We start from the raw sequence: 17,595 nt of genomic DNA on the forward strand, positions 1-17,595 counted from the left end.
GATTGGCCAGCATGGTCAGCGTCAGAAACGCGAACAGGAGCGCCATCGCAACACCCGCCCCGATCGAAGCCGCCACCCCTAGCCAGGGATGCCCGGTCGCCACGGTGACGGCATACCCGGTCACCGCCCCCATCAGCATCATCCCTTCGACGCCGAGGTTCAGCACACCCGATTTTTCGGTGACGAGTTCGCCGGCGCCCGCCAGCATCAACGGAATGGCGGCGACGACAGCGCTCGACGCTAGCGAGCCAGCTTGTTGAATATCCATGGTCGTTCTATTTCGATTGGCGAGTCATACGATTACGCGAAACCTGCTTCGATAGCCTTGCTCAGCCGTGCACCGCGCGAGGCACGCGGCGCAGACGATAGTTGACGAACAAGTCCGCCCCGAGCAGGCAGAACAGCAACAGGCCCTGAAATACGCCCGACAACGCCTGCGGAAGCTGCATCGACGTCTGCACGGCCTCGCCGCCCAAATAGAGCAGCGCCATCAGCAAACTGGCCAACACGATGCCGATGGGATGCAGCCGCCCCACGAAAACGACGATGATCGCCGTAAAGCCGTAGCCTGGGGACCAGGTCGCCTGCAACTGACCGATCGGTCCGGCCACCTCGCCCATGCCGGCCAAGCCGGCAAGCGCGCCGCTGATCAAGAGCGACGTCCAGACCGTGCCCGCATCGGAAAACCCGGCATAGCGCGCGGCGAGCGGCGCGAGGCCGCCCACGTTCATCCGAAAACCGGCAAAGCTCTTGCGCATAAAGAACCACACCGCGGGGATCGCCGCCAGCGTCAGGAAGATCGACGCATTGAGCCGTGTCCCGCGCAGCCAGTGCCAACGCCAATCGCCACCGAAGGTCGGATACAACGCGTCGCCCGAGAACATCTCCGACAACGGGAAGTTCATGCCTTGCGGATCGCGCCATGGGCCGCTCACGAGATAGATCAACAACTGCGTCGCGACGTAGGTCAGCATGAGGCTCGTTAAGATCTCGTTCGTGTTGAAACGCGTCTTGAGAAACGCCGGGATCGCGGCCCACAACATGCCGCCCACGATGCCCGCCCCCATCATCAGAAACAAGATCCAGGCGCCGCTTGCCTGATCGAAGTGGATCGCAACGCCGCTGGCCGCGATACCGCCCGCGAGCATCTGCCCTTCGGCGCCGATATTCCATACATTCGCACGATAGCCGACGGCGAGGCCGAGCCCGATCAGGCATAACGGCGAGGCCTTGAGCAGCAACTCCGACCAACCGTTGACGTCGGCCAACGGATCGATGAAGAACGCCCGCATGGCCTGCACCGGGTCGCGCCCGACGAGGCCGAAGATCAGAAAGCCGATCGCAAGCGTCAACAACGCGGCGATCAGGGGCACGGCGAGCCGCATGGCGCGAGAAGGCGTCGGACGGGCTTCAAGTCGGTAAGGAAAATACATGGTCAATTCGAGCGTGGGGGGTCGATTCTTCGATTCTTCGATACCTAGCGTCGGCGCGGCCGCGCGGGGCACCGGCCGACTAAGGCCGTTCCTGCGTCGCCGCGGCAGCGCACCGATGTCGTGTCAAACATGCAAAGGCTGCGCAGCGGGCGGCGCCGCGCCAGGGTCGCCGAACATGCCCGCCATCCAGAGGCCGATTTCCTCGGCATTCGTCTCGCCCGTCTTGCGCGCCGGCGACAAACGCCCGCGCGCGAGCACGGCAATCCGGTCGCAGATGTCGAATAGCTCGTCCAGTTCCTCCGAGATAACGAGCACGGCAACCCCCTTGGCCGATAAATCGAGCAGCTGTTGCCGGATGAACGCGGACGCGCCGACGTCGACGCCCCACGTCGGCTGTGCGACCACGAGCACTTTCGGGGCTTGCAAGAGCTCGCGGCCCACGATGAACTTCTGGAGATTGCCGCCCGATAGCGACTGGGCAAGCGCGTCCGGGCCGCCGCAGCGCACATCGAACGCTTCGATGCAACGCGTCGCGAACGCGCGCATGGCGCCGGTGCCGATCCAACCGTGGCGGACCATGCCGGGCTGGCGATGCGCAGTGAGCAGACCATTGTCGGCGAGCGACATGGCCGGCACGGCACCACGCCCGAGCCGCTCTTCGGGAACGAACGCAAAGCCCAAGCGACGGCGTGCACCAGCCGAAAGACTTCCAGCGCTTTTGCCGCAGATCGTCACGGCATCGGGTTGGGCGGCGCTACGCTTTTCGCCGGAGAGCGCGGCCAATAGTTCCGCTTGGCCGTTGCCCGACACGCCCGCGATCCCGAAGATCTCGCCCGCATGCACGTCGAACGTCACATTCTCCAGCGAGGTCCCGAATGGGTCGTCGCTCGGCGCCGACAGCTTCCGTACCGAAAGCCGCGCCTCGCCCGGGGTATGGGCGCGGCGCGTATAGTCGGGCAGCGCATGGCCGACCATCAGCTGCGCGAGCGACGCGTGCGTTTGTTCGCGCGGCTTGACGTGGCCCGTCACGCGGCCGCCGCGCATGACCGTGGCCGTATCGCACAGCTCGCGAATTTCGTCGAGCTTGTGGCTGATATAGAGCACGCTACAACCTTGCACCGCGAGACGCCTCAAGGTATCGAACAGCTTGCGCACGGCTTGCGGGGTCAACACCGAAGTCGGCTCGTCCATGATCAGGAGCCGCGGGTGCTGCAACAGACAACGCACGATTTCCACGCGCTGGCGCTCGCCCACCGTCAAGCTGTGCACATGCCGTTGCGGGTCGATGTCGAGGCCGTACTCGGCCGACACGTCGCGAATGCGCTTGCCGAGCGCCGACAGATCGAACGGCTCGTCGAGCGCCAGTGCGATGTTCTCGCCCACCGTCAACGTTTCGAACAGCGAGAAGTGCTGAAACACCATCCCGATCCCGAGCTTGCGCGCCTGCGCGGGGCTCGCGATGTCGACGAGATCGCCTTCCCAGCGAATCTCGCCCGCATCGGGCCGCACCGAGCCGTAGATGATTTTCATCAACGTGCTCTTGCCGGCCCCGTTTTCGCCGAGCACGGCGTGGATCTCGCCCGGCGCCACGACGAGATGCACGTCGTCGTTCGCCTTCACCGACGGATATTGCTTGCTGATGCCCGTCAACGCGAGCCGTGGCACGACCGGCGAACGCGCGCCCGCCTGGCCGTGGAAATGTGATTGATCGCCCATGAGATCCGTCGAACTGACTGCCTACCCGCTTATCGCGCGACGCGCTCGATGCTCGTCGCGTTCCCCGTTCCCCTATGCCGCCTGCCCCGGTCGAGCGCCGCTTCGCGCCGCGCCGACCGGCGGCCGTGGCCCGACGATACCCAAATCGCGCGCGAGCGTCGAGCCGACAATATCGTACGAACACTCGATGCGGCCGTTGCGCCACACGGGTATGTGCGCCCTTGACTGTGCTTCATGCACATATTAAAAATCTGATACTCCCACCCCCGCTCGATCAGCCGCAACATATATCGGAGCCATTCATGAGTCAGCAACGCGAGGCGATCGACACGTATCTTTTGCGCGTCTTGCACACCCTCTTGATGGAGCGCAGCGTGACCCGCGCGGCCGTCAAGCTCAATCAATCGCAACCGGCGATCAGCGCCGCGCTGCGCCGTTTGCGCGACATCACGGGCGATCCGCTGCTCGTACGCGGCAAGTCCGGCATGGTGCCGACCGAGTACGGTCTGCGCCTGCTCGAGCCCGTGCAGAACGCGCTGCGGGAAATCGAACGGATTCGCTTTCAGCAGCACAACTTCGATCCCGCAACGTCGATCCGCTGCTACCGCATCGGCTGTCCCGACTACCTGAACGTCCTGTTCGTCCCGACGGTGGTCGAACGATTCCGGCAAGCCGCACCGAACGCACAGCTCGAATTTCATTCGCTCGGGCCCTCGTTCGATTACGAACTGGCGCTCGAAGACGGCAAACTGGACGTCGTCATCGGCAACTGGCCCGAACCGCCCGAGCAATTGCATCTGTCGAACTTGTTCGTCGACGAAATCGTGTGCCTGATGGCCAACACGCACCCGTTCGCCAAGCGCGGCACGCTCACGCTCGACCAGTATCTGAACGCGCCGCACCTTGCGCCCACACCGTATTCGGTCGGCCAACGCGGCGCGATCGACGTTCATCTCGCGCGCGAACGGCTCAAGCGCCATGTCGTCGTCACCCTGCCGTATTTCAATCTCGCGCCATACGTCTTGATCAAGTCGGACCTCATTTTCACGACGACACGGCTATTCGCCGATCACTACGCCAAGTATCTGCCGCTGACGGTCTTGCCCGCCCCGCTCGACTTTCCACCCATGCAGTACTACCAACTGTGGCACGAGCGCTGCCACTACTCCGACGAAGTGCGCTGGCTGCGCAGCCTCGTCGCCGATGCGACGCGCACGCTCGTCGAGCGCGCCTAACCGTACCGGCCATACGGCCGTCCTCTCTCGCCGCCCCCGCCCCGAGCCCGCTCGGGGCAAGCGCACGAGCGCGACCCGCATTCGCATGCTCAGGCCGTGCGCGCCGCTTCGCCGAGCGTGCGCGCGAGCGCGTTGTGACGCTCGAGCAAAGGCGCAAGCTCGAGTGTCGTCAAACGCCCATCCTGCACGACGACCCGCCCGTTGACGACGCTCAGCGACACCTGCGAAGGCGCGCAAAACACGAGCGCCGCGACCGGGTCGTGCAGCGCCCCCGCGAAGCTCGGCTGGCGCAAGTCGAACGCCACGAAATCGGCCGCCATCCCAGGCGCGAGCGCTCCGATATCGTCGCGCCCGAGCACCGCGGCGCCGCCCAACGTGGCAAGCTCCAGCGCTTCTCTTGCGCTCATCGCATCGGGGCCGAAGCCGACGCGCTGCAACAGCATCGCTTGACGCGCCTCGCCCAGCATATGCGCGCCGTCGTTCGAAGCCGACCCATCCACACCGAGCCCCACCGGTACTTGCGCGTCGCGCATACGGCGAATCGGGGCGATGCCCGAGGCGAGCCGCATATTCGAACACGGGCAATGCGCCACGCCGGTGCCCGTGCGCGCGAACAGCGCAATACCGGGCGCGTCGAGCTGGACGCAGTGGGCATGCCAGACATCGGCGCCGACCCATCCGAGATCCTCGGCATACTCGGCCGGCGTCATGCCGAAACGCTCGCGGCTGTAGGCGACGTCGTTGACGTTTTCGGCGAGATGGGTGTGCATCGACACACCGTAGTGCCGCGCCAGCGCCGCGGACTCGCGCATCAAATCGCGGCTCACCGAAAACGGCGAGCACGGCGCGACCGCCACGCGCAGCATGGCGTAGCGGCCCTCGTCGTGATAGGTCTCGATCAGCCGCTGGGTGTCGGCCAGAATATCGCCTTCGCGTTCGACGAGCGAATCGGGCGGCAACCCGCCATCCTTTTGCCCGACGCTCATGCTTCCACGGCTTGCGTGGAACCGCATCCCGATGCGCGCGGCGGCGCCGATGCTGTCGTCGAGCCGGCTCCCGTTCGGGTACAAGTAAAGATGGTCGCTCGACGTGGTGCAGCCCGACAAGAGCAGCTCGGCCATCGCGGTAAGCGTCGACACCTCGATCATCTCCGGCGTCAGATGCGCCCAAATCCGATACAGGTTCGTCAGCCAGCCGAACAATTCGGCGTTTTGGGCAGCCGGCACCGCCCGCGTCAAGCTTTGATACATGTGGTGGTGCGTATTGACGAGCCCGGGCATCACGAGATGTCCACGCGCGTCGAGCACTTGATCGGCCGTCTCGGGCAATGCGCTCGTCGGGGCGACCGCGACGATCCGGTTACCTTCGATATAGAGCCCCGCATCGCGCAGTTCCCGGCGCGCGCCGTCCATCGTCACGAGCACGTCGGCATGCTTGACGAGCATCGTTCGAGGGCGTGCCGCACCGCTGGCGTGCATGGGCTGTTCGTTCGTCATTCGATGGCTTCCGTATGCGTTGAGTCGTTGGAGTAGGCGGATGGGCGATGCCATAACGATCAGGAGCCAAAATAGCGCTGGCAATGTACGATTCAGCGATACTCGCCTTCAGCGATTCGATATATTGGGTCCTTTTCCATCGCCATTTTCGTCGGCTTTCGCCGGTTTTGTCCGCTTGCGTCGAGCAGGCGCGGGCGCGATAGGACGCGCCGCCCTCGCCTCATGCGCCGGCCCTTATCTTTCCTATCGCTTGCGCGCGAGCCGTCGCCAACTTCTTAGAATGACGGCACGGCGCTCGCATTACATCGCCGACGGGTATGTAGCCACCGACGTGGAGCCTCGATCCGCCGTTTGCGTATGGGATCGGGCCGCCCATGACACGTTTCGCGTTCATCACAAGGAAAACTGCGAATGGGAAAGCTCACTACCCACGTTCTGGACACGGCGCACGGCCGCCCCGGGGCCGGTATCGCACTCGAGCTGTATGCGCTCGAGCGCGATACGCGCCGTCTGATCACGAAAACCGTCACCAATGACGACGGCCGTTGCGATAAACCGCTGCTCGACGGCGATGCGTTGATCCCGGGCGAATACGAACTCGTGTTTCATGCCGGCGATTACTTCGCCGCGCTGGGCGTGAACGTGCCGCAACCGCGCTTCGTCGATCGCGTCGTCCTACGCTTCGGCATTGCCGATGCCGGCGCGCACTATCATGTGCCGCTCCTGGTCTCGCCGTGGGCCTACAGCACCTATCGCGGCAGCTGAACGCACGATACCAACGACATCAGGAGCTTGGAGGCATTTCATGGAAGGCTTTATCACCGATTGGCTGAATCTCGCGATTCGCTGGCTGCATGTCGTCGCCGCGATCGCGTGGATCGGCGAATCGTTCTATTTCGTCGCACTCGACAACAGCTTGAAGAAGCCGAAGGATCAGACGCTCGTCGAGCGCGGCGTGTTCGGCGAACTTTGGCACGTCCACGGCGGCGGTTTTTACAACATGCAGAAGTACATGGTCGCGCCCGCGCAGATGCCCGACGATCTGCATTGGTCGAAGTGGCCCTCGTACACCACGTGGATGTCCGGCTTCGGCCTGTTTACGGTGCTCTACCTATTCTCCCCGAGCACCTACCTCGTCGATCCGAACGTGCTCCCCATGAGCCCCGTGGAAGCGGTGGCCGCCGCGTTAGCCTTTTTGACCGCGGGCTGGATCGTGTACGACTCGCTGTGCCGCCTGCTCGGTCACAAGGACGGTGCGCTCGGCATCTGCGTCGGCTTGTACGTGCTGGTCGCCGCGTACCTGGCTTGTCATGTCTTCTCGGGACGCGCCGCCTACCTGATCGTCGGCGCGATGCTCGCGACGATCATGTCGGCCAACGTCTTCTTCGTCATCATCCCGGGCCAACGCAAGATGGTGAACGCGATGCTCAAGGGCGAAGCGCCGAACCCGATCTACGGCAAACGCGGCAAGCAACGCTCGGTACACAACACCTACTTCACGTTGCCCGTGGTGTTCGCGATGCTCTCGAACCACTACGCGATGACGTACACCCATCCGTACAACTGGGCCGTGCTCGTCGCGATCCTGTTCGCCGGCGCCCTGATTCGGCAATTCTTTGTCATGCGCCATCGGGGCCAGGTGCTGTGGTACCTGCCGGTGGGCGGCGTTGCGCTGCTCGCGCTCGCATTGGCCGTCACGCTGCCCAGGCCCGTCATGCCGCAAGCGCAAGCCGCCAACGCGCCCGCCGTCAAGCTCGCCGACATCCGGCCGATCTTGCAGCAACGATGCGCCGAGTGCCATTCGGCCCATCCAACGCTGATGGGCAGCGCACCGGCCGGCGTGCTGTTCGACACGCCGCAAGAGATTTCGACGAACGCGCAGCGCTTGTACGAGCAGGCCGTCGTGCTCAAGGCGATGCCGCTCGGCAACGTGACGAAGATGACGCCCGACGAGCGAGAAAAGATCGCCGCTTGGTTTACCGCAGGCAAGCAGCAGTAAGCGATGGGGGCCCGACTGCCCGACACGGTGACGGCCGGAGAAAACGAAGCCCCTCGAGCAAGACGAATGCTCGAGGGGCTTTCTCGTTGGGACAGTGACGCGCAGGCCGCGCGCCGCGGCCTGCGTTTAGGCGGCTTGCGCCATCAACGCTTCGCGATTCAGCGTATGCGCAGCGGAGGCGGCAGGCGCGGCCAACGTGGACAGCATCGCCCGATCGTTGAACCGGAAAAAGCACACGAGTTGGCTGCACGCGGCCAGCTTCAGCAATTGCGGCCCCGAAAGATCGGCAATCACGTCCGCGATCTGCGCCGACAGTCCGAGCCGCTCCATGCCGCTTGCGCGGTCCGTGCGCAACAGGCGCTGCGCGAGCGAAAGGTACGACAGGTTGATCTCGCGGATCGATTCAAGCGTCTCGCAACCGTTCATGACTGTCTCTGCCAGGGGTTCGTGATTCGAATTAAAAGGTGACGGATAAACGTAAAACTCACTACTGCGCGTCTCATTGCCGTCACTGAAAACTGTTGCGCTTGCGCGCCAAACGTTTGCGCGAAAATGCGCTCAACAGCCGTTGCGTTCGTCGGCCACGCCCGCCGCGATCAGGTTGCGGGCGATTTCGCGCAGCAGATGTTGCGTCAGCGCGCCGGAGCCGCCAAGGCAAAGGCGTTGAAGTTCGATGAGGTCTTTGGCGAAGCGGCTCATGGCGATCTCTCCGTGGCTCGAGGTTCGAAGCGTTCGTGCCGTGATGCGTCGTACGAAATCGCTTTCCTGTGACGAAAGTATCGGCGAGTCCTCTTGCGAAACAAATCAGCCGCCGCTGAACCTTGCGTCATATCTGGCAGCCCCCGTGTCAGTGTTTTCCTACGAGCAAGGTACGCAAGGGCTACGCCTGCCGGATGCACGCAAAAACGCCCGTGCAAACCTCGCACGGGCGTTTGAATCGTGCCAGACTTCGAGCGCGGCTAGCGGCGCGCCCCGGCCAGCGCCTCGGCTGTCAGCCACAGCGATTCCGGCAGCGTTTGCTCATCGCAATTGTGTCCGTCTCCACCCCGATCGACCACGATGAAATCGCTCACCGCGTCGAGTGCGATCAGCGGATGGTGCCAGACCCCTTTAGCGTAGTTCACGCCTTGCCACCCGTGCGAGACGAACGCGCGCACGGCTCGAGTCTCGAGCGGGCCGGCCGGCGCCACGACCACGAGATAGGGCTTATCTGTCAGCGGAATGAAGGCTTGCGAGCCGAGCGGGTGGCGCTCGAGCATGGCGACCTCGAACGGCAGCGTGCGCGGTTGGCCGCGAAATAGGTTCACGAGCGGCCGCCCGCCTGCGTCCGCCACGTCCACGCGGGCAAGATCGTGAAAGCGCATCGTCGTGCCGAGATTGATCGGGATCTGCCGTGCGCCTTCGAGTTCGATCACGTCGCCGAACGGGGCGAACGCCGCCCGCTCAAGCGGCTCGATCGCGAGGGCCTTCATGAGCGCGCTGCTCATGCCAGCACACCCCAGGCGCGCAAACGCGAGACGCCGCCATCGGGGATGATGTTCAAGCGCAGGTGCGTGACGGGACCCAGCGCGGCCAGTTCGGCTTCGAAGAAGTGCTGTTTGTCCATTTGGAGCTTCTGTTCGCCGAGCAGCGTCGGCCAGAACATCGCCTGGGTAATCAGCGAGCTGTCGGTACCCCCTTTGACGTAGGCGGCCTGGATCGAGCAGCGATCGGGGTAGTTGCCTTTGAAGAAGGCGGTATCCACCTCGATCTTCGCGATCGTTCCCGGCTGCGCCAGCGCGATGATGGCCCAATCGTTGCCCGGTTCGCGCCGACGGCGCGTTTCCCAGCCGTCGCCCATGTTCACGCCACGACCCGGCATCAAGAGGTTCGACGCGGCGCCGAAGTGTTGATTGTTGGCGGCCACGATATACGCGCCGTTCTCCATCGCGGCCAGATCGACCGGTGCGCTACGGCTCGCGCTGGCCCAGTCCACCTGGGGTTGGCCGTACACGCGCAGACGCGCAACGCCGCCGTCCGGATACAGATTCAAGCGAATGTGCGTATACGCGTCGCCATCGGCAACGTCGAGGTAATGATGCGTATTGCCTTGCAGCGTCGTGGACGGCACGATTTCCGTCCACTGCGTCGCTTCGTTCGGCTGTTCGCCGGCCGGTACGCGAGCGGCCTCGACCGATGCGGCGGGTGGGAAGTTGCCGGTGAAATGGCTCGTGTCGATGTCGAGCCCCTTCACGACGCCCGCTCGCGCAAGCTTGACGACGCACCAGTCATACCCGGTGGTGCGCTTGCGGCGCGTCTCCCAACCGTCCATCCACTTGCCGTGATCGTCGTACTTGCCGGGGATGAACACGGCCGGCTCGGGACTCAGCATGCGCTCTTTCGGCGCGAAGAATTCGTCGCTCGCCTCGAGCGCCTGTGCGCCCAGGCGCGGATCGGCCAAGTTGACGTAGCGGCGCGTGAAATCGGGCGCGTTGGGGTCGAGAATCGGGAGAGCCATCGTTGTCGTCCTTCGTGTCTGTCAATTCGTTCGTACTGCGAATGAAACCTCGTCGTGCCGCGTCGTGCGCCCTTCGCTTGCCTTAGGCGCCTTCCGCGCTCATGCCGTGACGAGATCGTCGATGCGAAACCGTGCGATGCGATAGATCTGCTCCAAGCTCTCGCGCAGTTCGTCGTCGCGCGTATTGTTCACGCGCGCTTCGAAGTTGGCGATGATCGCGGCGCGGTCGTAGCCGCGCACGGCGAGAATGAACGGAAAGCCGAACTTCTCGCGATACGACGCGTTCAAGCGCTGCAGCTTGTCGAATTGCTCCTGCGTGCAGTCGGCAAGGCCCGCGCCGCTTTGCTCGCGCGTCGATTCGGCCGTCAATTCGCCCCGCACCGCGGCTTTGCCTGCCAGTTCCGGGTGCGCGTCGATGAGCGCGAGCTGCCGCGCCGCGCCGGCATTCGCGACGATCTCGCGCATGGCCGAGTACAACGCGTCGATGCTCTCGAACGGACGCGCGGCCGCCGCCTGCTGCGCGACCCAAGGCGAATGCTCGAAGATGCCCGAGAGTGCCGCCTCGAACGCATCGCGCGGCATCGAATTCAATTGTTCCAGCGAGTATTGCATCGGCTTCATGCGCGTGAGCTGTCCGTTTTCGACTGATAGGGATGATGCGCGTGCCAATGGCGTGCGATATCGACGCGGCGCGCCACCCAGACGCGCTCGTGCCGTTCGATATGGTCGAGAAACCGCTGCAGCGCACGAAAACGGCCGGGACGCCCGAGCAAGCGGCAATGCATGCCGATCGACAGCATCTTCGGCGCTTCGTCGCCCTCTTCGTAGAGCACATCGAACGCGTCGCGCAAATACGTAAAGAAATGATCGGCGGTATTGAAGCCTTGCGGCGTCGCAAAACGCATATCGTTCGTGTCGAGCGTGTAAGGCACGATCAGCTGCGTGCGCGTCTCGCCCCCAGTCACGTCGACTTCCGTCCAAAACGGCAGATCGTCGCCGTAGTAGTCGGAGTCGTATAGAAAGCCGCCGTATTCGGCGACGAGCCGGCGCGTGTTCGGACTATCGCGGCCCGTGTACCAACCGAGCGGCCGCACCCCCGTCACGCGCTCGATCGCTTCCATCCCGAGCCGCATGTGCTCGGCCTCGCGTTCGGGCGACATGTCCTGATAATGGATCCAGCGCCATCCGTGACAGGCGATCTCGTGCCCCAACTCGACGAATGCGCGCGCCACCTCGGGGTGGCGTTCGATCGCCATGCCGACGCCGAACACGGTCAGCGGCAAACCACGCTTGTCGAACTCGCGCAAAATGCGCCAGACGCCTGCGCGCGATCCGTACTCGTAGATCGACTCCATGCTCATGTGCCGCGCCGGATACGCTTGTGCGCCGACAATCTCGGAGAGGAATTGCTCCGAGGCCGGATCGCCGTGCAGCACGCAGTTTTCGCCGCCCTCTTCGTAGTTCAGGACAAACTGGACGGCAACGCGTGCGCGCCCCGGCCAGTTGGCCTGGACAGGCTGCCGGCCGTAGCCGATCAGGTCACGCGGATAGCGGGAGTCGGATGTCATGGCAAGGATTCGAGACAAGCGTTGGAGAGCGGCACGGCAACGCCGAGGTGCACCACGCCGCAACGGTTCAATTCGGTCGAATCAGTGTATAGAAAACCCCGTGGCGCGCCCATATAGATAGGCCGATAGCGGGGGTCACCGCAAACATATGTCGCGCCGCGCACTGGGCCGCGGCGGCCGGTTCCGATAGCGCTTCGGGCAGTCGCTTCAGGTAGCGCGGGGACTGAAATCGGCTAACGGTCCGTCATAGCGTTTGACGAGCGGGCGAGCGTACTCGCCCCGTTTGGCGGTTTGCAACCGGAGGGAAACGAGGGCCTCGACCCATTTCAACGCCGCGGTGACGCCTTCGACGACCGGCGCGCCCACGGCATCTTCGATCGCCCGGCCGAGATCGGCCATCCCGGCGCACCCGAGCACGATTGCATCGGCCCCGTCCTCCTCGAGCGCGCGACGGCATTCGTCGACGATGAGCCGGCGCGCCGCACTGCCAGGCCGATCGAGATCGAGCACGGCGACCTCCGTCGCCCGCACGGAGCGGCAAAACCGTTTCATGCCGTAGCGCTCGGCCAAATGCCATGCCATACCGGTCGTTCGCGCCAGCGTCGTGACCACGGAAAAACTCGGCGCGATCACGCTTGCGGCATGCATCGCCGCTTCGGCGATGCCGATGACGGGACCGCGCGCTAATTCGCGCGCGGCGAACAATCCCGGATCGCCGAAACAAGCGATCACGTAGCCGTCGATTCCGTCACGCTCGCCGCCCGCCACCTCGGCCAGCAACCCCGGCAACGCGAGCGATTCGTCGTACCAACTTTCGATGGACGGCGGCCCCATCGTCGACGTGGCCGCGACGATTTCGGTGCCCGCAGCCGCCGTGGCACGCGCGCACGCCGCCATCGTATCGGTCATGCGCGAGGTCGTATTGGGATTGATGAGTTTGATCTTCATACTGCTGCTCCCCCATGCCTTAGGCGCAGACGTTACCGACGATCGCCGCGCGCCGCGATGCCGTAAAACGCGGCGCCCAGCGCAACGCCGATGAACCAGGAGAAGTTGGCGAGCGACGCAAGCGCCGGCGTCATGACGCAAACGACCGCAATCGCCGCGGCGGCCAACACGGCTACCACGGCGCGACGGTTCACGCCGCCGCGATACCAGTACGCGCCGGCTTCGGACATCGAATACAGTTCGTCCAACACGACGTGCTGCCGTTTGACGATGAAGTAATCGACGATCAACACGCCGTACAGCGGCCCGATGAACGAGCCCAGCACGTCGAGCGTGTAATGGATCACGGCCGGGTTGTTGAACAGGTTCCACGGCGTGATGAACACCGATGCGGCGGCAGCGGCCATGCCGCCGGCGCGCCAGCTGATGTGCTTGGGCGCCACGTTGGAAAAGTCGAATGCCGGCGAGACGAAGTTGGCGACGATGTTGATGCCGATCGTCGCGATCATGAACGTCAAGGCGCCCAGCACGACCGCGAACGAATGATCGATACGGCCGACCGTCGCCACGGGATCGGTGATCATCTCGCCGAATACGGGCAGCGTCGCCGAAGTCGTCACCACCGTCACGAGCGAAAACGCGAGGAAATTGACGGGCAGCCCCCAAAAGTTGCCGCGTTTGACGCTCTCATAGCTCTTGCAATACCGCGAGAAATCGCCGAAGTTCAGCATCGGCCCCGAGAAATACGACACGACGAGCGAGATCGCCGTGATGGTGACGGGCAGCGCCTCCCAGCCGTGATATTTGACGGTCCCGAGATTGAGGTGGATGTTGGAGATTCCAGCTCGCGCCACCATGTAGCCGGCCAAGATAAACATGACGACATACACGGCGGGGCCAGCGAAATCGATGAACTTCTTGATCGTCTCCATGCCGTTCCAAAACACGAGCGCCTGCAGCACCCAGAGCAACATGAAGCCGGCCCATCCGAGCGTGGACAACCCGAGCCAGCCGTGGCGATGAACGTCGGCATACGGCATCAATTGCGGCGCGAACTTGAGCAGGACGATGACGAACGCGCTCGATGCGAGATACGTTTGAATGCCATACCAAGCAACGGCGATCAGGCCGCGAATCACGGCCGGGATATTGGCGCCGAGCACGCCGAACGTCGCTCGGCAAATGACCGGATAGGGCACGCCATTGCGTTGGCTCGATTTCGCGATCAGGTTGGCGAAGACATTCACGATGCCGATGCCGACCAGCAATGCGATCAACACCTGCCAGCTCGTCAAACCGAGCGCGAACAGGCTGCCGGCGAAAACATAACCACCGACGCTGTGCACGTCCGACATCCAGAATGCAAAGATGTTGTAAGTGCCCCAATGCTGATCGCGCAACGGCGCGAGATCCGCATTGCACAAGCGCTCGCTATAGCCGGCCGGAAAGCCGGTATCGCTGCGAGCGGGCGACGAGCCGAGAGCCCCGGCGTCGGTGGGTACGGTCAAATCAGGCATGACGTCTCCATTCAAATACACGAGCGTTGCGACGCGGCATGTTCGATGCCGACGCGCAAGTAAGCGCCTCGTTCGACCGGCCGCAGTCGGCGCTTGTGCGGCCATCGTCCCCCTAATGCCCCGACAGGTAGTTAGTTATCCTAATTATTTATATCGGAGCCGCGGGCCCCGTATCGTCCAACCCGAGCGGTCGCTTGCATCGCAACCGGCTAGCGCCGCAAAGCAGCGATCTAGACGCCGAAGACTTCCCGCAAATCGGCCGCGCCGCGCGCCGGCCGATCGAGCATCTTCAATTCGACCGACTCCAGATGCCGTGCCATCAACTCCGATGCACGGGCCCTATCGCCCAACTTGATCGCCTCGACGATCTCGGCGTGGTCGTCGAAGGAACAGGGACTGCGTCCGAGCGATTCGTAGAGCGCCGAAATCAACGTCGAGCGAGCGACGAGTCCCGCCAAGCAATCGCAAAGCACCCCATTGCCCGTCAATGCCGCCAGCGCGGTATGGAATTCGCCCGAGAGCCGAATCCAGGAACGAAAATCGCGGTGCTCGAATGCACTGCGCTCGCGTTCGATCATCTTCGCGATCGCCTTCAAATGCGCGGCGCCCTGCCCGCCTTGATCCCGACAAACGCGCGCTATGACGGCGCCTTCGATGATGCGTCGCATCTCGAACACCTCATGCACTTCTTGGAGCGAAGGGCTTGCCACGAAGGCGCCGCGGTTCGGCTCCAGATCGACGAGATGCTCGCTCGCGAGTTGCGAGAGCGCTTGGCGCACCGCGCCGCGCTTCACGCCGAACACCTCGCACAATTGCGCTTCGGTGAGCTTCGCGCCGGGCTCTAGCCGGTGCTCGAGAATCGCATCGCGAATGCGTTCGGCAATGGCCATCGGCGTAACGGGCTCGGACAATTTCGTCGTCGGCATGGTGGGTATAGTAGATTCGACATAAAGATTGTCAACAATTTATTTTGCGGCGGCGCGTCGATTCGCGCCAAGCACTTACCCGACAAATAGGCCATTTATGGGCATGAAAGCACCAATCTCGCGCATTTCCAGTTTCGGGATGCACCGACTTTCGGCACCGCCTGGCCTGCAAATTGTCAACAATCTTGGAGCTAGATCCGTTCGACGCTCGCGCCGGACGCCCGCCCGCGCGTTCGCGTCAACGAAGGGTGGGATGCCCGGCGACCGTCAACGAAAAGCCATCGTGCGCGGCTTGGAGGCGAGCCTGTGCACCAAACGGCAGCGTCACGAGATCGACACCATGGCCGAAGCGCAGCCCGGTCACGACGGGTAGCCTGGTCGCTGCTCGGATTTGTTCGACCATCGACGCGAAGTCGTACCCGTTGTCGTACGGCGAGAGCTTAGCGCCCGTGAAATCGCCCAATACGAGCGCACGCTGACGCGCCAAGATGCCGGCCAGATGGAGTTGGTAAAGCATGCGCTCGACGCGATAGGGGTGTTCGTTGACGTCTTCCAAGAACAGGATGCCGCCATCGATGCGCGGCATGTAAGGCGTGCCGACGAGCGCGGCGATCATGGCGAGGTTGCCGCCCCAAAGCGGGCCGCTCACATCGATTTCCACGCTTTGGGGGGCCGTTTCGCGGACGGTAAATTCCGGCGATTCGAGGGCGCGCCAGAATGCCTCGCTCGTGAATGCGCTTAGCGTTTCGGCGCCGAAGTTGGCCGTCAGCATCGGGCCGCCGAACGTCACGATGTCCGCGCGCGCGAACAACGCCAATTGAATGGCCGTGAAATCGCTATGGCCGCACAGGGCGACCGGCGCGTCAGCGAACCGGCGTTTTAGACCGGCGTAATCGAGCGCGTCGAGTATCCGGACGGCGCCATAGCCGCCGCGCAATGCGAGGGCGATGTCGGGCAGCGGACGAGCGGGATCGGCGAGGCTGTTCAGATCGTGTGCGCGCTCGGCGTCGGTGCCGCAAAAGCGCTGGTGGCGTCGCAGGACGCGCTCAGTGCCGAGCACGCGGTGCCCCTGCGCGACAAGGCGAGCGATGCCGCGCGCGGCAGCGTATTCGTCGTGCGGGTAACCGGAGGGAGCGACGATCTCGATCGTGCGCGAATGGGTCATGGCCGACCTCGTTGTTTTCGAGCGATTGGACGCGCAGCGGCCCGGTACGGCATTTAGACCGGCTGCTCGGGCACGCAAGCCTGGGCCGCGGCAGCCACGGCCGCCCGTTCGGCGCGAATGGCTTGTCGCCGATGCGCGAAAAACGACTTGAGCGCATCGCCGCATTCGGTCGCGAGGACCCCGCCCTCTACTTGCGTATGGTGATTGAGCTGACGATTGGCGAATGCGTCGACGACGCTGCCGCACGCGCCCGTCTTCGGATCGTGCGCACCGAAGACGACACGTGCGATACGGGCATGCATGATGGCCCCGGCGCACATGAGGCACGGCTCCAGCGTCACGTATAGTTCGCAGCCGGGTAGCCGGTAATTCCGAAGGGTTTGCGCGGCCGCGCGAAGCGCGGCCATCTCCGCGTGCGCGGAAGGATCGTGCCCGCCGATCGGATGATTGAATCCGGTCGCGACCACCTCGTCACCTCGCACCAGGACGGCGCCGACAGGCACTTCGCCCGCCGCGCGAGCCGATTCGGCCGCCTCGAGCGCCAGCGCCATATAGCGGCGATCGCGCTCCGACACCGCGGTATCGACAGGCATGTCGCCGCCCGCGCATGCGGCCGAGGTAGCCGCGGCCAGGTTTGGCGACGCGAACGGCTCGCTCACGAAATCCTCGCCGGATGCGCGGCGGCCATTTCGCTCTCGTCGTCCAGCACGCGTTCGGAGAGCCGTTCGGCGATACGGCGGCAATACTCGCGCGGCACGACCGTGGGCGCCCCGCGCAGCGATTCCAGCGCCATATCGAGCGCGAGCAGTTTCGCTTGCAGCCGGCACCGCGTCGCACGGTCTCCCGCGGCATTCAGTTCGTCCTGAAGATGCCGCAGCGAACGCAACTGTTCGACCGCCGGCGGCACGAACCCTGCGTTTTTCAATATGCGATTGGCGACGCGGACTTCCTCGGGTACGAGTAAGTCGTCGTCTAGGTCCTGTGGCGCCCCGGCACCCGGCAAGTCGTCGAACTCGCCACGCGCGGCGGCAGCGGCAATGCGCTGTTCGACCAAGGCATCAAGCAATTTCATCTGCGATCCACTACATTGCGGCG

19 protein-coding genes are annotated in these 17,595 nt (G+C 63.9%); 3 read left to right on the plus strand and 16 right to left on the minus strand.

Features of this window, described 5'->3' with window-relative positions:
* From ACTHN9_RS05240 to ACTHN9_RS05250, 3 genes are all read right to left on the minus strand, one after another.
* Positions 1–268 (minus strand): ABC transporter permease subunit (locus tag ACTHN9_RS05240; protein WP_440535690.1); only part of this gene is annotated, 268 nt, incomplete at its 3' end.
* A gap of 61 nt (positions 269–329) precedes the next feature.
* Positions 330–1,433, minus strand: coding sequence for an ABC transporter permease (locus ACTHN9_RS05245; RefSeq protein ID WP_440535691.1), 1,104 nt, complete (start codon positions 1,431–1,433; stop codon positions 330–332).
* A gap of 123 nt (positions 1,434–1,556) precedes the next feature.
* Entirely contained in the window at positions 1,557–3,149 is a 1,593-nt protein-coding gene (locus ACTHN9_RS05250) for an ABC transporter ATP-binding protein (RefSeq protein WP_440535692.1), read from the minus strand.
* Between the two features lie 302 nt (positions 3,150–3,451).
* Between ACTHN9_RS05250 and ACTHN9_RS05255 the strand changes: the two genes are divergently transcribed.
* Positions 3,452–4,384, plus strand: a complete 933-nt coding sequence (locus tag ACTHN9_RS05255) for a LysR substrate-binding domain-containing protein (protein WP_440535693.1) — start codon at positions 3,452–3,454, stop codon at positions 4,382–4,384.
* A gap of 89 nt (positions 4,385–4,473) precedes the next feature.
* Here the strand turns inward: ACTHN9_RS05255 and ACTHN9_RS05260 are convergent, their stop codons facing one another.
* Positions 4,474–5,880: an 8-oxoguanine deaminase gene (locus ACTHN9_RS05260; RefSeq protein WP_440535694.1), complete on the minus strand. Its 1,407-nt coding sequence runs from the start codon at positions 5,878–5,880 to the stop codon at positions 4,474–4,476.
* Between the two features lie 411 nt (positions 5,881–6,291).
* Here ACTHN9_RS05260 and uraH point away from each other — a divergent pair, with 411 nt between their 5' ends.
* Entirely contained in the window at positions 6,292–6,645 is a 354-nt protein-coding gene (uraH, locus tag ACTHN9_RS05265; protein WP_440535695.1) for a hydroxyisourate hydrolase, read from the plus strand.
* Between the two features lie 40 nt (positions 6,646–6,685).
* Positions 6,686–7,879, plus strand: coding sequence for a urate hydroxylase PuuD (locus tag ACTHN9_RS05270; RefSeq protein ID WP_440535696.1), 1,194 nt, complete (start codon positions 6,686–6,688; stop codon positions 7,877–7,879).
* 126 nt (positions 7,880–8,005) lie between these two features.
* Here the strand turns inward: ACTHN9_RS05270 and flhD are convergent, their stop codons facing one another.
* The 12 genes from flhD to ACTHN9_RS05330 form a co-directional block, all read right to left on the minus strand.
* Positions 8,006–8,305, minus strand: a complete 300-nt coding sequence (gene flhD / locus ACTHN9_RS05275) for a flagellar transcriptional regulator FlhD (protein ID WP_440535697.1) — start codon at positions 8,303–8,305, stop codon at positions 8,006–8,008.
* A 132-nt stretch (positions 8,306–8,437) separates the two neighbouring features.
* Complete coding sequence (locus ACTHN9_RS05280) at positions 8,438–8,578, minus strand: hypothetical protein (protein WP_440535698.1); 141 nt, start codon at positions 8,576–8,578, stop codon at positions 8,438–8,440.
* A gap of 260 nt (positions 8,579–8,838) precedes the next feature.
* Positions 8,839–9,351: an ureidoglycolate lyase gene (locus ACTHN9_RS05285; RefSeq protein ID WP_440535746.1), complete on the minus strand. Its 513-nt coding sequence runs from the start codon at positions 9,349–9,351 to the stop codon at positions 8,839–8,841.
* A gap of 11 nt (positions 9,352–9,362) precedes the next feature.
* Positions 9,363–10,376: an allantoicase gene (gene alc, locus ACTHN9_RS05290; protein ID WP_440535699.1), complete on the minus strand. Its 1,014-nt coding sequence runs from the start codon at positions 10,374–10,376 to the stop codon at positions 9,363–9,365.
* Between the two features lie 99 nt (positions 10,377–10,475).
* Positions 10,476–10,997, minus strand: a complete 522-nt coding sequence (gene uraD, locus ACTHN9_RS05295) for a 2-oxo-4-hydroxy-4-carboxy-5-ureidoimidazoline decarboxylase (RefSeq protein ID WP_440535700.1) — start codon at positions 10,995–10,997, stop codon at positions 10,476–10,478.
* The gene (puuE, locus tag ACTHN9_RS05300; protein WP_440535701.1) at positions 10,994–11,944 is read right to left on the minus strand and encodes an allantoinase PuuE; all 951 of its coding nucleotides are present in this window, start codon (positions 11,942–11,944) and stop codon (positions 10,994–10,996) included. Before puuE ends, uraD begins: the two co-directional genes overlap by 4 nt.
* Positions 11,945–12,151: 207 nt before the next feature.
* The gene (locus ACTHN9_RS05305; RefSeq protein ID WP_440535702.1) at positions 12,152–12,892 is read right to left on the minus strand and encodes an aspartate/glutamate racemase family protein; all 741 of its coding nucleotides are present in this window, start codon (positions 12,890–12,892) and stop codon (positions 12,152–12,154) included.
* A 32-nt stretch (positions 12,893–12,924) separates the two neighbouring features.
* The gene (locus ACTHN9_RS05310; protein ID WP_440535703.1) at positions 12,925–14,409 is read right to left on the minus strand and encodes an NCS1 family nucleobase:cation symporter-1; all 1,485 of its coding nucleotides are present in this window, start codon (positions 14,407–14,409) and stop codon (positions 12,925–12,927) included.
* Positions 14,410–14,639: 230 nt separating this feature from the next.
* Positions 14,640–15,335 (minus strand): GntR family transcriptional regulator, encoded by a 696-nt coding sequence (locus ACTHN9_RS05315; protein WP_440535704.1) that lies wholly within the window; start codon positions 15,333–15,335, stop codon positions 14,640–14,642.
* Positions 15,336–15,573: 238 nt separating this feature from the next.
* Complete coding sequence (ldcA, locus tag ACTHN9_RS05320) at positions 15,574–16,500, minus strand: muramoyltetrapeptide carboxypeptidase (RefSeq protein ID WP_440535705.1); 927 nt, start codon at positions 16,498–16,500, stop codon at positions 15,574–15,576.
* A gap of 53 nt (positions 16,501–16,553) precedes the next feature.
* Positions 16,554–17,093 (minus strand): tRNA adenosine(34) deaminase TadA, encoded by a 540-nt coding sequence (tadA, locus tag ACTHN9_RS05325; RefSeq protein WP_440535747.1) that lies wholly within the window; start codon positions 17,091–17,093, stop codon positions 16,554–16,556.
* A gap of 62 nt (positions 17,094–17,155) precedes the next feature.
* On the minus strand, positions 17,156–17,572 hold the full coding sequence (locus tag ACTHN9_RS05330) for a DnaJ family domain-containing protein (protein WP_440535706.1): 417 nt from the start codon (positions 17,570–17,572) through the stop codon (positions 17,156–17,158).
* Positions 17,573–17,595: the final 23 nt, after the last annotated feature.

The organism is Trinickia sp., assembly GCF_051953405.1.
In the GTDB taxonomy this organism is placed as follows: Bacteria; Pseudomonadota; Gammaproteobacteria; order Burkholderiales; family Burkholderiaceae; genus Trinickia.